Source organism: Pseudomonas sp. 32A, from assembly GCF_052682255.1.
In genome coordinates, this window is record NZ_JBQYLY010000001.1 from 1,597,943 (window position 1) to 1,612,925 (window position 14,983).

A 14,983-nucleotide genomic window follows, 5' to 3' on the forward strand; every position below is an offset into this window, starting at 1 on the left:
GCCCGCGCGGCTCAAGCCGGCAGCGGGCGGGTTACGGGGGCGGCGCTCACGGCTGGCGTGCTCGGCAGGCGAGTCAGGCGCAGGGCGTTGAGCACCACGGTCAACGAACTGAGGGACATGCCAATCGCCGCCCAGATCGGGGTGATCCAGCCGAGGGCGGCAAACGGCAACATCAGGCCATTGTACAGCCCGGCCCACAGCAGGTTTTCAATGATTACCCGACGGGTGCGCCGGGCCAGGGTAAAGGCTTGTACCAGAGCGTCGAGTCGGTTCGACAGCAGTACCGCGTCGGCACTGGTCTTGGCCAGGTCGGTGGCCGAACCCATGGCCACGCTGATATCGGCGGCGGCCAGCACCGGCACGTCGTTGACGCCGTCACCCAGCATCAGCACCTTGCGGCCTTCCTTGTGCAACTGTTGCAGCATTTGCAGCTTGTCGTCAGGGCGCAGGCCGCCGTGGGCCTCATCGATGCCCAGCTCAAGGGCGACGCTGGCGACCATTGGCGAGCTGTCGCCCGATAGCAGTAAGGTGCGCCAGCCGCGGGCCTTGCAGGCGGCGAGCAAGGCGGGGGCGTCACTGCGCAGGCGATCATCCAGGACAAACCAGGCCAGGGCGCCGTCGGTGTCCCCCAGCAGTAACCATTGCCCGGCTTCCGTTGGCGAGGCGGGAAGGGCGCAGCCGCTCAATTCGCAGACAAAACCCGGCTGGCCAATGCGCAACCGGCGTTTACCGACAATGCCTTCCAGCCCCAGTCCCGGTGTGCTGAGCACCTCATCTGCCGCCAGGGGGGCGCGGCCGAATGCGCGGGCAATCGGGTGTTCCGAGCGTTGCTCCAGCGCGGCGGCAAGGCTCAGGCATTCATCGCTGCCCAGCACGCTCAACGGACGGATGGCACGCAAGGCCAGACGGCCTTCGGTGAGGGTGCCGGTCTTGTCGAAAATCACTGTGTCGATCTGGTTCAGGCCTTCCAGCACGTGGCCCCGGGTCAACAACAGGCCGAGTTTGTGCAGGGTGCCGGTGGCTGCCGTCAGGGCGGTTGGCGTCGCCAGGGACAGGGCACAAGGGCAGGTTGCAACCAGCATCGCCAGGACAATCCAGAACGCCCGTGACGCATCCAGCTCCCACCACACCAGGCCGATCACAGCAGCGGCGATCAACGAACACAACAGGAACCATTGGGCGGCGCGGTCGGCGATTTCCGCCAGCCGGGGTTTTTCCGCCTGGGCCCGTTCCAGCAGGCGCACGATGGCCGACAGGCGCGTGTCGTGGCCCAGGGCGCGGACTTCGACGGTCAGCGCGCCTTCGACGTTGAGGGTGCCGGCGGTCACCGCATCGCCGACCTGGCGCGGCTGCGGCAGGTACTCGCCGGTCAGCAGGGATTCGTCGATGCTCGACTGGCCGTCGAGGATGATGCCATCTGCCGGCAGCACCGCGCCCGGATGCACCAGCACCCGGTCGCCCAAGGCCAGTTCGCTGAGCAGGATCCGTTCACTTTGCCCATCGGCACTCATGCGCAGGCACGAAGCCGGCAACAGGTTCACCAACTGCGCGGTCGCTGCCGCCGTACGTTCCCGGGCGCGGCGCTCCAGGTAGCGTCCGGCCAACAGGAACAGGGCAAACATGCCGACGGCATCGAAATACAGTTCGCCGGTGCCGGTGATGGCGGTCCAGATCCCGGCCAGGTACGCACCGCCGATTGCCAGCGATACCGAGACATCCATGGTCAGGTGGCGGGTGCGCAGGTCGCGCATCGCACCTTTGAAGAACGGCGCGCAGCTGTAGAAGACGATGGGCGTTGTAAGAAACATCGCGACCCAGCGCAGGATTACGTGCAGCTCCGGGCTCAGGTCGATATTGAATTCCGGCCAGGTGGCCATCGTCGCCATCATCGCCTGGAACCACAGCAGTCCGGCCACGCCCAATTGACGCAGCGCCAGGCGGTTTTCGCTGGCCAGTTGTTCGGCGGCGCGATCAGCTTGGTACGGGTGGGCGGCGTAGCCGATATGGCGCAACTCGCCGAGCAGTTGGCTCAGTGGCAGCTGCCCATCCGCCCAACGCACGTGCAGGCGGTGGTTGGACAGGTTCAGCCGCGCTTCGGCCACGGCGGGCAGGTTGCGCAGGTGTTTTTCGATCAGCCAGCCACAGGCGGCGCAACTGATGCCTTCCATCAACAGGGTGGCTTCCGACAGATCACCGTCGTGGCGCACGAAGGGCTTTTGCACATCCGCACGGTCATACAGCGCCAGCTCGTCCACCAGTTGCACCGGCAGCGCCTCGGGGTTGGCCGAGGCTTCGCTGCGGTGCTGGTAATAGCTTTCCAGGCCACCGGCGACAATCGCCTCGGCCACCGCCTGGCAGCCCGGGCAACACAGCTCGCGGGACTCGCCGAGGATCACCGCAGTGAACCGCCTGCCGGGCGGCACGGGCAGGGCGCAGTGGTAGCAGGGGATTGGGGTGGTCATGGCTCAGTTCCGATGATCGTTCCCATGCTCTGCGTGGGAACGTTTCGTTGGACGCTCCGCGTCCGCTCTTGTGACGCACAGCGTCACGGAATGCATGCCCACGCAGAGCGTGGGAACGATCAAACAGGTGCCGCTCTATTTTTTCAGGTCTTCAGCACCCTGCAGCGGTTCGTCACCCAGCAGCAAGTCCTTGTCATGGCTGACCTGTTCTTCTTCAAACATGCGCCAGGTCCTGTCGCCTTCCACACCCAGCAATTCGACGAAGCGGCGGCCTTCGACCTTGTCGGTCACCTGGCCGATGTAGCGGCCAGGCTCGCTGTCGCTGCGGGTCAGGATGATCTTGCGATCCTTCTCCGGCTGGGTCGGCGAAATCAGGTTCAGTTCCAGAGTGCCGGGCCCGCTGTTACCGGTCAGGTGCAACTCGACTTCGCCGGTCAGCTCGTCCAGGTGCACCTTGGCGCGCAGTTGCAGGGTCTGGGCCAGTAACTCGCGGTCCAGTGAGCGGTTGATGCCTTTGCCGGCCTCGTAGTAGTTGTCGTTGACCAGGTTGTCGGGGTTGTTCACCGCGATGGTCACCATGGACAAGGTCAGCGTCACCGAGCAGGCCAGGATCCCAATGATGATCCAGGGCCAGAGGTGCTTGTACCAGGGGCTTGCGGCAGTTGCTGCGGGCATTGTTCGGCTCTCTTGTTTAGCGAATTTGTGGGCCGATGAATCGGCTCTTGGCTTCAATGTGGACGCTGTCGTCATCGGCATCCTTGAGGATGAATTTCACCTCGTTGGTGCTCGACGGCAGTTGTTCCGGCGCGCTCGACAGCTCCACCGGCATGCTGAAGATTTCCCCGGCAGCCACCTTGATCTCGCGCCGGCCTTGCAGCTTCAGGTCCGGCAGGCCTGCGGCTTCCAGCACGTAAGTGTGGTCGCGCTGGTCCTTGTTCATGATCTTCAGGCTGTAGACGTTTTCGATCCGGCCTTCGGCGTTTTCGCGGTACAGCACACGGTCCTTGCTGACGTCGAAACCCACCAGCGAACGCATGAAGAATGCGCCCGCCAACAGGCCCATCATCGCCAGCAGCACCAGGGCATAACCGATCAGGCGCGGGCGCAGCTTATGGGTTTTCTGTCCCGACAGGTTGTGCTCGGTGGTGTAGCTGATCAGGCCGCGGGGGTATTCCATCTTGTCCATGATGTTGTCGCAGGCGTCGATACAGGCCGCGCAGCCGATGCATTCGATCTGCAGGCCGTCACGGATGTCGATGCCGGTGGGGCACACCTGCACGCACATCGTGCAATCGATGCAATCCCCCAGGCCCTCGGCCTTGTAGTCGATACCTTTTTTGCGCGGGCCCCGGGTTTCGCCACGGCGTGGGTCGTAGGAAACAATCAGGGTGTCCTTGTCGAACATCACACTCTGGAAGCGCGCATATGGGCACATGTAGATGCACACTTGCTCGCGCAGCCAACCGGCGTTTCCGTAGGTGGCAAGGGTGAAGAAACCTACCCAGAAATACGACCAGCCATCGGCCTGGCCGGTGAAGAAGTCGAACACCAGTTCACGGATCGGCGAAAAGTAGCCGACGAAGGTCATGCCGGTGACGAAGCCGATGATCAGCCACAGGCTGTGCTTGCTGAATTTGCGCAAGAACTTGTTGGCGCTCATCGGCGCCTTGTCCAGCTTGATGCGCTGGTTGCGGTCGCCTTCGGTGACTTTTTCGCACCACATGAAGACCCAGGTCCACACGCTTTGCGGGCAGGTGTAGCCGCACCAGACGCGGCCGGCATACACGGTGATGAAGAACAGGCCAAACGCCGCGACGATCAGGATGCCTGACAGCAGGATGAAATCCTGGGGCCAGAAGGTCGCGCCAAAAATGAAGAACTTACGCTCCGGCAGGTTCCACCACACGGCCTGGTGGCCACCCCAGTTCAGCCACACGGTGCCGAAGTAGAGCAGGAACAAACCGGCGCCACCGAGCATCCGCAAATTGCGGAACAAACCGGTGAAGGCGCGGGTGTAGATTTTCTCCCGTGATGCGTAGAGATCGACAGTGTTGCTTGATTTTTTGGCAGGCGGGGTAACGTCATGTACCGGAATCTGGTTGCTCATCATTGCATCCCACGGCAGTGGAGATTTGCCTCGGCCAGTACGTGCCAACCGGGGTCAAAATAGGGGTGTTGCAGTGGCCTAATGATACGCCCCAGATACCCTTTGACGGGTGCGACCTTTGGTCGCGTTGGGGGAAATCAATTGATGGTGTACGTGATCTGGATCAATTGACTTGTGAAGTATGGACGGTTTTTGCAGCCTTACCGGTCATTCGTCCCATGGATTGATCAGCGCGACGCCGCTGGATTGAAAGTCACTGATGTTGCGGGTGACCACTGTCAGCCCATGGACCAGCGCCGTCGCCGCGATCAGCGAGTCACATTCGTTTGCTTGGTCTGGCACATGCAAGCTGGCACAGCGCAGGGCAACGGCTGCATCAATCGGCAGGATTCTGGCATCAAACGCCGGCATTACATGACGCTTGAGCCATGTGCGCAAAACCTTACCCTGAGCGGGATCGCGCCGCTCCATTCGCAGGACCCCTGTTTCCAGTTCCTTCAAGGTAATGGCTGAAATATACATCCGTGGTGCGATGACACTTTTGGCCCAGGCGATGACGTTGGCATCGGCCTGGGGTTTGCGCAGTTCTGAGATGACATTGGTGTCGAGTAGATACATCAAGAGAAGTCCACGGGTCGATGAATGATCACGGCGCGTTCGGTTTCGAACTCGATATCTGCCGCTTCTGGCATCACCAACAGGTCAACGATGTCGGCATTGAGGCCTGTCAGTTTTTGGTAGTCCTCAATGCTTAGCAGTACATGGGCAGGCTTGCCCCGATCAGTGATAAAAACCGGGCCTTGGCGGGCAGCTTTTTTGGCACCGCTTGTGTCTTGATTGAATTCACGGCTGGAAATCGTGGTGATGGTCATGGGGGCTAGCCTCCTCATGGGGTGCGAATGTAGATACGTTACTACTGCTGTTTTGCTTGATCAATCTCAAAATGTAGATACGTTGCTAGGTGGCGTCGGATTTTTTGCATTGAAATCAAAACGGCCCCGCCAACTTTCGCTGGCGGGGCCGTTTTTTAAACCGTTTTGCCTTACTCGGCGTCCGCCGGCTTGTCCCCATGGGACAGGCTGTAAACATACGCCGCCAGCAAATGCACCTTGTCGTTCCCCTGCAACTGCTCCTGCGCAGGCATCTGGCCCTGACGGCCATAACGGATGGTCTGCTGCAGTTGCGCGAAGCTCGAGCCGTAGATGAACGCGCCCGGGTGGGTCAGGTCAGGTGCGCCCATGGCGGGGGTACCTTTACCGGCGGGACCGTGGCACGCCACGCAGTTGGCGGCGAAGAGTTTCTCGCCGTTGGCCACGTCCGCCTTGGCGCCTTCCGGCAGTTTGCGGCCATCGAGGTTGGTCACCACAAAGCCGGCCACGTCGGCCACGCCTTGCTCGCCAATGACTTCGGCCCAGGCCGGCATCACCGCGTGGCGGCCTTTCATGATGGTTTCCTTGATGGTGGCCGGCTCACCGCCCCAGCGCCAGTCGGCGTCGGTCAGGTTGGGGAAGCCATACGCGCCCTTGGCGTCGGAACCGTGACACACCGAGCAGTTGGAGGCGAACAGGCGGCCACCCATCTTCAAGGCTTGCGGGTCCTTGGCCACTTCTTCAATCGGCATGGCAGCGAACTTGGCGAAGATCGGCCCGAACCGGGCGTCCGACTTGGCCATTTCCTTTTCCCATTCGTGCACGCCGGTCCAGCCGGTCTGGCCGTTGGCGAAGGGGGTTTGCTTGTCGTTGTCGAGGTAGTTGTAGCCCGGCAGCAGGCCTTTCCAGTTGCCCAGGCCAGGGTACAGCGCCAGGTAACCGAGGGCGAAGATGATGGTGCCGACAAACAGCATGAACCACCATTTCGGCAGCGGGTTGTCGTACTCCTCGATGCCGTCGAACGAGTGGCCAACGGTTTCATCGGTTTGCTCGGCGCGCTGGCCCTTGCGGGTCGACAGCAGCAGCCAGGTCAGGGCGAAAATGGTACCCAGACTGAGGACTGTGACGTACAGACTCCAGAACGTAGTCATTCTTTGTTACTCCTAGACGCTTCTACGACGTGCTTGATGGCTTCGGGATCATCCGCGAAGGGCAGCAACGTCGCGTCTTCAAACTCCGACTTGCGCTTGGGGCTGAACACCCACAAGGCCAGGCCGATAAAGGCCACCATCACGACAACGGTGCCCAGGCCTCGAATCATCCCGATATCCATCTCGATCACCGTTTGCTTTTGATGATGGTGCCAAGGCCTTGCAAGTAGGCCACCAGTGCGTCCATTTCGGTCTTGCCCTTCACGGCAGCTGCCGCGCCGGCGATGTCTTCGTCGGTGTAGGGCACGCCGAGGGTGCGCAAGACTTCCATCTTCTTGGCGGTGTCCTTGCCGTCGAGTTTGTTTTCGACCAGGAACGGGTACGCCGGCATTTTCGACTCGGGCACGACGTTGCGCGGGTTGTACAAGTGCGCACGTTGCCAGTCATCGGAGTAACGACCGCCGACCCGGGCCAGGTCCGGGCCGGTACGCTTGGAACCCCACAGGAACGGGTGGTCCCACACGCTTTCACCGGCTACCGAGTAGTGGCCGTAGCGTTCGGTTTCGGCGCGGAACGGACGGATCATCTGCGAGTGGCAGCCGACACAGCCGTTGGCGATGTAGACGTCGCGGCCTTCCAGTTCAAGGGCGGTGCGCGGCTTCATGCCTTCCACCGGCTTGTTGGTCACGTCCTGGAAAAACAGCGGAACGATCTGGGTCAGGCCGCCGATACTCACGGCGATGACCATGAAGAAGGCCAGCAGGCCGATATTCTTCTCGACTACTTCATGCTTCATCAGTGAGCTCCCACAACGGCGATCTGGCTGGCGGCTTCGGCTTCTTTAGGGTCGGAGGCACGCACGGTGCGCCAGACGTTGTAGGCCATGAAGAACATGCCGCTGGCAAAGATCGCACCGCCGAGGGCGCGCACGATGTAACCCGGATGGCTGGCTTGCAGCCCTTCGACGAAGGAGTAAGTAAGGGTGCCGTCGTCGTTGATCGCACGCCACATCAGGCCCTGGGTGATGCCGTTGACCCACATCGAGGCGATGTAGAGCACGGTACCGATGGTGGCCAGCCAGAAGTGCGTGTTGATCAGGCTGACGCTGTGCATCTGCGCACGGCCGAACAGTTTCGGGATCATGTGGTACAGCGCACCGATGGAAATCATCGCTACCCAACCGAGAGCGCCGGCGTGTACGTGGCCGATGGTCCAGTCGGTGTAGTGGGACAGCGAGTTGACGGTCTTGATGGCCATCATCGGGCCTTCGAAGGTCGACATGCCGTAGAACGCCAGGGAGACCACGAGGAACCGCAGGATCGGGTCAGTGCGCAATTTATGCCAGGCACCCGACAGGGTCATCATGCCGTTGATCATGCCGCCCCAGCTGGGGGCCAGCAGGATGATCGACATCGCCATGCCCAGGGACTGGGCCCAGTCCGGCAACGCGGTGTAGTGCAGGTGGTGCGGACCGGCCCAGATGTACAGGGTGATCAGCGCCCAGAAATGCACGATGGACAGGCGATAGGAGTAGATCGGACGCTCGGCCTGTTTCGGCACGAAGTAGTACATCATCCCCAGGAAGCCGGTGGTGAGGAAGAAGCCTACGGCGTTGTGGCCGTACCACCACTGGATCATTGCGTCCGTCGCCCCGGCGTAGGCCGAGTAGGACTTGAAGAAGCTCACCGGCAAGGAAGCATGGTTGACGATGTGCAGCATCGCCGTCACCAGGATAAACGCCCCGTAGAACCAGTTGCCGACGTAGATGTGCTTGGTCTTGCGCTTGACGATGGTGCCGAAGAACACCACCGCGTAGGTCACCCAGACAATCGCCAGCAAAATGGCGATCGGCCATTCCAGCTCGGCGTATTCCTTGGTGGTGGTGTAGCCCAGCGGCAGGGTGATGATCGCGCCAACGATGACCGCTTGCCAGCCCCAGAAGGTAAAGGCAGCCAATGCATCGGAAATCAGTCGCGTTTGGCAGGTTCGCTGCACGACGTAGTAAGAAGTGGCAAACAGTGCACATCCACCGAAGGCGAAAATCACCAGGTTGGTGTGCAGCGGGCGCAGGCGTCCAAACGTCGTCCATGGCAGGCCAAAATTCAACTCTGGCCAAACCAGTTGCGAGGCGATGAAGACACCGAGCCCCATGCCAAGGATCCCCCAGACCACCGTCATGATGGCGAACTGGCGGACTACCTTATAGTTATAAGCAGTCGGACTGATTGCTGTGCTCATTCTAAGGTTCCACGGTTTAGGTTTTTTTATAGGATAAAAATCGGTCGCAAGTATGGAGAAAGCAAGATTCCATTGCAACGCAAGGTGACCTGCGTCAATGCGTTCCAAACCAGATTCTGCGCCCTTTCCATGTTTGGCGTAAGGACAAAATTCAGGGTTAAAAGTTGACGACTTGGACAGGATTTTAAACGGGTCGAAGGTACTTGTAACTGAGTGTGTGTAAACAAGCAGCTCGGGTGACGAGTGGTCAGTGGCACGACAGCCGGTAAGTACCAGCCTTTGCGCCTGTCATCGAGCAGAAATGTTTCAACCCATCGAGTGCAAGTCGGCCGTCGACCGGCCAATGCCAGTCCACTGTGCAACAAGCGTAGACCCGAATGGCAGGAGGGGAAAGTCGCTGATCGGAAGGGTGCGACAATGGGTCGCAAAAAAGCCGCGCCTGAATCAGGCGCGGCTTTTGGGTAGTGCGCGATTACTCGGGTTGGCTGTCAGGCGTTGCGCCATCGGCGTTATGGGACAGGCTATAGACGTAGGCCGCGAGCAAATGCACCTTGTCATTGCCTTGCAGCACTTCCTGCGCCGGCATCTGGCCTTGGCGGCCGTGGCGAATGGTCTGCTGCAACTGCGCCAGGCTGGTGCCGTAGATAAAGCCGCTGGGTTGCGTCAGGTTCGGCGCACCCATGGCTTCCACACCATGACCTTGCGGACCGTGGCAGGCGACACAGGTGGTGCTGAACGCCGCTTGGCCCGCAGCGACATCAGCGGTGCTGTCCGCCGGCAACGGCAGGCCCGCCAGTTCATGGCGCACGTAGGCTGCGACGTTTTTCACCCCGTCTTCACCCAGCACTTCACCCCAGGCCGGCATCGCTGCATGACGGCCATTCATGATGGTCATCTTGATTGCGTCGGCTGAACCGCCCCAGCGCCAGATGTTGTCCGCCAGGTTCGGGAAACCGTAGGCGCCCTTGGCGTCCGAGCCGTGGCACACCGCGCAGTTGGAGGCAAACAGGCGACCGCCCATTTTCAGCGCCTGCGGGTCCTTGGCCACTTCTTCCACGGGCATGGCTGCGAATTTGGCGAAGATCGGCCCGAACTTGGCGTCGGCCTTGGCCATCTCCTTGTCCCATTCCTTGGTCTGGGTCCAGCCGTCTTCATAGCCCGGCAGCACGCCCTTCCAGTTGCCCAGGCCCGGGTAGAGGATCAGGTAGCCGACGGCAAACACCAGGGTGCCGGCGAACAGCATGAACCACCATTGCGGCAGCGGGTTGTCGTACTCCTCGATCCCGTCGAAGGCGTGGCCCATGGTCTGGTCCACGCTGCCCTTGGTCTCGCCCTTGCGGGTGCCGATCAACAGCCAGGTCAGCCCGATGAGGCTGCCGAGGGTCAGTACACAGATCCATGTACTCCAGAAGGTAGTCATGGCCGGTTGCTCCTTGTTGCAGGCTCTTCTTGAGCGTCGGGGGTTGGCGGTATCGGTTCATCGGCAAACGGCAGCAGGCAGGCTTCGGCGAACTCCGAATTGCGCCGGGAGTTGAACACCCACAGCGACAAGCCGATGAAGGCGATGGCCACGACCAGCGTGCCAAGCCCGCGGATGGTTCCAGCATCGAAATCAAATCCCATGGCTCACCTCTTGCTCTTGATGGCAGTGCCGAGCACTTGCAGGTACGAAACCAGCGCGTCCATCTCGGTCTTGCCCTTGAGGGAGGCCACGGCGCCGGCGATGTCATCGTCGGTGTACGGCACGCCGAGGGTGCGCATCACTTTGAGCTTGGTCTCGGTGTGGCTGCTGTCCACCGCAGCGGTGACCAGCCATGGGTATGCTGGCATCTTCGATTCCGGCACCACGTTGCGCGGGTTGTACAAGTGCGCGCGGTGCCAGTCGTCCGAGTAACGCGCGCCGACGCGGGCCAGGTCCGGCCCGGTACGCTTGGAGCCCCACAGGAACGGGTGATCCCACACACTTTCACCGGCCACCGAGTAGTGGCCGTAACGCTCGGTTTCGGCGCGGAACGGGCGGATCATCTGCGAGTGGCACTGAACGCAACCTTCGCGGATGTAGATGTCGCGGCCTTCCAGTTGCAGCGCGGTGTAGGGCTTCATGCCTTCCACCGGCTTGTTGGTCACGTCCTGGAAGAACAACGGCACGATCTGGGTCAGGCCGCCGATGCTCACGGCGAGCACCATCAGCAGCATCAACAGGCCGACGTTCTTTTCAATGGTTTCGTGTTTCATCATCGACTCCTCAGGCCATCTGCGCCGCAGCGGCGACTTCGGCGGGTTGTGCCGAACGCACGGTGCGCCAAGTGTTGTAAGCCATCAGGAACATGCCGCTGAGGAAGATCGCCCCGCCCACCAGCCGCACGATGAAGCCTGGGTGGCTGGCCACCAGGGTTTCGACGAAGGAGTAGGTCAAGGTGCCGTCTTCGTTGACCGCACGCCACATCAGGCCCTGGGCAATGCCGTTGACCCACATCGAAGCGATGTAGAGCACGGTGCCGATGGTGGCCAGCCAGAAGTGCGCGTTGATCAGGCCGAGGCTGTACATCTGCTCGCGACCGAAGATTTTCGGGATCATGTGGTACAGCGCGCCAATGGAGATCATCGCTACCCAACCGAGGGCGCCGGCATGAACGTGGCCGATGGTCCAGTCGGTGTAGTGGGAGAGGGCGTTGACCGTCTTGATGGCCATCATCGGCCCTTCGAAGGTCGACATGCCGTAGAACGCGAGAGACACGACAAGGAAGCGCAGGATCGGGTCGCTGCGCAACTTATGCCAGGCGCCCGACAAGGTCATCATGCCGTTGATCATCCCGCCCCAGCTTGGCGCCAGCAGCACCAGCGACATCACCATGCCCAGGGACTGTGCCCAGTCCGGCAGCGCGGTGTAGTGCAAGTGGTGCGGGCCGGCCCAGATGTACAGGGTGATCAGTGCCCAGAAGTGCACGATGGACAAGCGATAGGAATACACCGGGCGTTCGGCCTGTTTCGGCACGAAGTAGTACATCATCCCCAGGAAGCCGGCGGTGAGGAAAAAGCCTACCGCGTTATGCCCATACCACCACTGCACCATGGCATCCGTCGCACCGCCGTACAGCGAGTAGGACTTGGTCAGGCTGACCGGGATTTCCAGGTTGTTGACGATGTGCAGAATGGCCACGGTGATGATGAACGCACCGAAGAACCAGTTACCGACGTAGATGTGCTTGGTGTTGCGCTTCATCACCGTGCCAAAGAACACAACGGCGTAGGCCACCCAGACGATGGTGATCAGGATGTCGATCGGCCATTCCAGCTCGGCGTATTCCTTGGAGCTGGTGTAGCCCAGCGGCAAGGTGATTGCGGCCAGCACGATGACCAGCTGCCAGCCCCAGAAGCAGAACTGCGCGATCCTGGGGGCGAACAGCTGGGTCTGGCAGGTGCGTTGCACTGAGTAGAAAGAGCTGGCAAACAGCGCGCAACCGCCGAAGGCAAAGATCACCGCGTTGGTGTGCAGCGGGCGCAAACGGCCGAAACTGGTCCAGGGCAAATTGAAGTTGAGTTCGGGCCATACCAACTGGGCAGCGAGAAAAACCCCGAGCCCCATGCCGACGATGCCCCACACCACCGTCATAATGGCGAATTGGCGGACCACCTTGTAGTTATAGGCGGTACTTAAAGTAGTGTTCATGGTTCCCCATCCACGGTTCAACCCAAGCAAATGCGGCACTTGGGCTGGAGTTATAGGCAGACTAAAAAGCGAGGCAAGCATGGGCAAAGAGCACAAGGCCAGTATTGACGGGGATCAATGGGCGCAGTGTGTGCGGGAACGCGGCTGGTTGTGGGATGTCGCCACAGGGTCTATCGCGGGTACGCCCGCGACGTTGATCCTGGCCCACGGCGCGGGTGCGCCGATGGACTCGGGCTTCATGAACGACATGGCTGCACGCCTTGCCGGGCATGGCGTGAACGTGTTGCGCTTCGAGTTTCCCTACATGGCCCAGCGCCGTGTGGACGGGGGCAAACGCCCACCCAATCCAGCCCCGAAACTGCTGGAGTGCTGGCGTGAGGTGTATGCCGAGGTGCGACGTCATGTCGCTGGGAAACTGGCGGTGGGCGGCAAGTCCATGGGCGGGCGGATGGCCAGTTTACTGGCGGATGAATTGGGCGCGGATGCGCTGGTGTGCCTGGGTTATCCGTTTTATGCGGTGGGCAAGCCGGAGAAACCCCGGACCGAGCATCTGGCCGGGCTGAAGACGCCGACGTTGATTGTGCAGGGCGAGCGGGATGCGCTGGGCAACCGGGCGGCGGTGGAAGGGTATGTGTTGTCGCCGAGTATCGAGGTGATGTGGCTGGTGGCGGGGGATCATGATTTGAAGCCGTTGAAGGCTTCGGGGTTTAGTCATGAGCAGCATCTGGAGGCTGCGGCGGTGAAGGTGGCCGGGTTTCTCGGCGCCTGATAGGGCCCTTTCGCGAGCAAGCCCGCTCCCACATTTGAAATGCATTCCAAATGTGGGAGCGGGCTTGCTCGCGAAAGCGGTTTACCGGTTAAAGCGTTCTACCAGCGAATACTGAGTATTGGCGGTATGCGTCAGCTCTTCACTCAACTGCGCCGAGTTCAACGCTTGTTCCGACGTCTGATCCGCCAACAGTGCAATGGTGCTGATATTACGGCTGATCTCTTCCGCCACCGAGCTCTGCTCCTCGGTCGCCGCCGCAATCTGCGCCGTCATGTCGGTGATATGCGCTACCGCTTCACTGATCCCGATCAGCGCCTGGTCCGCCTCCATCACCCGCGCCACACCTTCCTCCGCCTGGCGATGCCCGGCGTCCATGGTCTGTACAGCGGCATTGGCGGTCTGTTGCAGCTTGGCGATCAGCGCGTGAATCTGCCCGGTGGACTCGCTGGTACGCTGGGCCAATTGCCGCACTTCATCCGCCACCACCGCAAAGCCCCGGCCCATCTCGCCGGCACGGGCCGCTTCGATGGCCGCGTTCAGCGCCAGCAGGTTGGTCTGGTCGGCGATGCCTTTGATCACATCCACCACGCCGCCGATCTCATCGCTGTCCTTGGCCAGTTGGGTCACGGTCACACCGGTTTCCCCGACCGCCACCGACAGGCGCTGAATCGCCTCGCGGGTTTCGCCGGCGATATCACGGCCGCGCCCGGTCAGGCGATTGGCTTCCTGGGTGGCATCGGCGGTGCGTTGCACATGGCTGGCGACTTCCTGAGTCGTCGCGGCCATCTGGTTGACCGCGGTGGCCACCTGTTCGGTTTCCACGCGTTGGCGTTCAAGACCGCTGGAGCTGTTATGCGCCAGGGTATTGGACTGCGCCGCCTGGGCGTTGAGGTGTTCAGCCGTGTCCTGCAAACGGGTAAGACACGTCTTCAGGCGCGCCTCCTGGCTGAGAATCGACATCTCCAGACGCGCCTGGGCGCCGCGGCTGTCGGTGTACATCTGTGCAATCAGCGGGTCGGACGTGGTCTGCTCGGCCAGGCGCAGCAAACGCTTGAGCCCGCGCTGTTGCCAGCTCAGGCCCAACAGGCCCAGCGGCACTGACAGTGCGGCGGCCAGGGCAAAGCCCCAATGGGAGTCGAGCCACACACCGATCAGGAAGCTCAGTTGGCTGACCAGGATAAACGGCAGCCAGTCCTGCAACACCGGCAGCCACTTGTCGCGGCGCGGGATGGCCGGCTTGCCCTGGTTGATACGCTGGTAAAGCGCCTCGGCACGGCGGATCTGCTCGGCGGTGGGCTTGACCCGCACCGACTCGTAGCCGATCACCTGGTTGCCATCGAAGACCGGTGTCACATAGGCGTTGACCCAATAGTGATCACCGCTCTTGCAGCGGTTCTTGACGATGCCCATCCATGGCAAGCCTTGTTTGAGCGTCGACCACATATGTGCGAACACTGCCGCCGGCACATCCGGATGACGAACCAGATTGTGCGGGGCACGCAACAGTTCGTCATGGGAAAACCCACTGATCTCGACAAAGGCGTCGTTGCAGTAGGTGATCACGCCTTTGGCATCCGTGGTGGAGATCAACCGTTGCTGAGCGGGGAAGGTACGTTCGCGCTGGGTAACGGGTTGGTTATTACGCATGATTGTTCAATCCGCAAGGCTTTGATGGGTTGTCGGCCGCTACGGGGTTTTATTTAACTTATTTTTGCAA

At 61.2% G+C, this 14,983-nt stretch carries 15 protein-coding genes; 1 reads left to right on the forward strand and 14 read right to left on the reverse strand.

The genetic code is table 11. The features are described 5' to 3' along the window. Positions 1-11 precede the first annotated feature (11 nt). The 13 genes from ACUN0G_RS07305 to ccoN (ACUN0G_RS07365) form a co-directional block, all read right to left on the reverse strand. Complete coding sequence (locus ACUN0G_RS07305; protein WP_445573009.1) at positions 12-2,462, reverse strand: heavy metal translocating P-type ATPase; 2,451 nt, start codon at positions 2,460-2,462, stop codon at positions 12-14. 135 nt (positions 2,463-2,597) lie between these two features. Further along, complete coding sequence (locus ACUN0G_RS07310) at positions 2,598-3,137, reverse strand: FixH family protein (protein WP_010176382.1); 540 nt, start codon at positions 3,135-3,137, stop codon at positions 2,598-2,600. A 16-nt stretch (positions 3,138-3,153) separates the two neighbouring features. After that, complete coding sequence (ccoG, locus tag ACUN0G_RS07315) at positions 3,154-4,569, reverse strand: cytochrome c oxidase accessory protein CcoG (RefSeq protein WP_445573010.1); 1,416 nt, start codon at positions 4,567-4,569, stop codon at positions 3,154-3,156. A gap of 207 nt (positions 4,570-4,776) precedes the next feature. Beyond that, a complete protein-coding gene (locus ACUN0G_RS07320; protein ID WP_421523851.1) occupies positions 4,777-5,187 on the reverse strand; it encodes a type II toxin-antitoxin system VapC family toxin in 411 nt (136 codons plus the stop codon). Continuing rightward, positions 5,187-5,441, reverse strand: coding sequence for a type II toxin-antitoxin system Phd/YefM family antitoxin (locus ACUN0G_RS07325; RefSeq protein ID WP_010176379.1), 255 nt, complete (start codon positions 5,439-5,441; stop codon positions 5,187-5,189). Before ACUN0G_RS07325 ends, ACUN0G_RS07320 begins: the two co-directional genes overlap by 1 nt. A gap of 170 nt (positions 5,442-5,611) precedes the next feature. Next, complete coding sequence (ccoP, locus tag ACUN0G_RS07330; RefSeq protein ID WP_076017217.1) at positions 5,612-6,589, reverse strand: cytochrome-c oxidase, cbb3-type subunit III; 978 nt, start codon at positions 6,587-6,589, stop codon at positions 5,612-5,614. Continuing rightward, positions 6,586-6,771, reverse strand: a complete 186-nt coding sequence (locus ACUN0G_RS07335; RefSeq protein WP_008437575.1) for a CcoQ/FixQ family Cbb3-type cytochrome c oxidase assembly chaperone — start codon at positions 6,769-6,771, stop codon at positions 6,586-6,588. The genes ccoP (ACUN0G_RS07330) and ACUN0G_RS07335 overlap by 4 nt, the downstream gene beginning before the upstream one ends. 5 nt (positions 6,772-6,776) lie before the next feature. Beyond that, positions 6,777-7,385: a cytochrome-c oxidase, cbb3-type subunit II gene (gene ccoO, locus ACUN0G_RS07340; protein WP_003193167.1), complete on the reverse strand. Its 609-nt coding sequence runs from the start codon at positions 7,383-7,385 to the stop codon at positions 6,777-6,779. Further along, entirely contained in the window at positions 7,385-8,827 is a 1,443-nt protein-coding gene (gene ccoN / locus ACUN0G_RS07345; RefSeq protein ID WP_177026881.1) for a cytochrome-c oxidase, cbb3-type subunit I, read from the reverse strand. The genes ccoO (ACUN0G_RS07340) and ccoN (ACUN0G_RS07345) overlap by 1 nt, the downstream gene beginning before the upstream one ends. Before the next feature lie 472 nt (positions 8,828-9,299). Beyond that, positions 9,300-10,247 carry a cytochrome-c oxidase, cbb3-type subunit III gene (gene ccoP, locus ACUN0G_RS07350; protein ID WP_258344379.1) on the reverse strand — a complete coding sequence of 316 codons (948 nt, stop codon included), beginning with the start codon at positions 10,245-10,247 and terminating at the stop codon, positions 9,300-9,302. Next, positions 10,244-10,450 (reverse strand): cbb3-type cytochrome oxidase subunit 3, encoded by a 207-nt coding sequence (locus ACUN0G_RS07355; RefSeq protein WP_445573011.1) that lies wholly within the window; start codon positions 10,448-10,450, stop codon positions 10,244-10,246. Before ACUN0G_RS07355 ends, ccoP (ACUN0G_RS07350) begins: the two co-directional genes overlap by 4 nt. 3 nt (positions 10,451-10,453) lie before the next feature. Then, complete coding sequence (ccoO, locus tag ACUN0G_RS07360) at positions 10,454-11,062, reverse strand: cytochrome-c oxidase, cbb3-type subunit II (protein ID WP_076017220.1); 609 nt, start codon at positions 11,060-11,062, stop codon at positions 10,454-10,456. Positions 11,063-11,072: 10 nt separating this feature from the next. Next, positions 11,073-12,497, reverse strand: coding sequence for a cytochrome-c oxidase, cbb3-type subunit I (ccoN, locus tag ACUN0G_RS07365; RefSeq protein WP_258344382.1), 1,425 nt, complete (start codon positions 12,495-12,497; stop codon positions 11,073-11,075). 79 nt (positions 12,498-12,576) lie between these two features. Between ccoN (ACUN0G_RS07365) and ACUN0G_RS07370 the strand changes: the two genes are divergently transcribed. Next, positions 12,577-13,266 (forward strand): alpha/beta family hydrolase, encoded by a 690-nt coding sequence (locus ACUN0G_RS07370; RefSeq protein ID WP_445573012.1) that lies wholly within the window; start codon positions 12,577-12,579, stop codon positions 13,264-13,266. 81 nt (positions 13,267-13,347) lie between these two features. Here the strand turns inward: ACUN0G_RS07370 and ACUN0G_RS07375 are convergent, their stop codons facing one another. After that, a complete protein-coding gene (locus ACUN0G_RS07375) occupies positions 13,348-14,913 on the reverse strand; it encodes a methyl-accepting chemotaxis protein (RefSeq protein ID WP_258344386.1) in 1,566 nt (521 codons plus the stop codon). Positions 14,914-14,983: the final 70 nt, after the last annotated feature.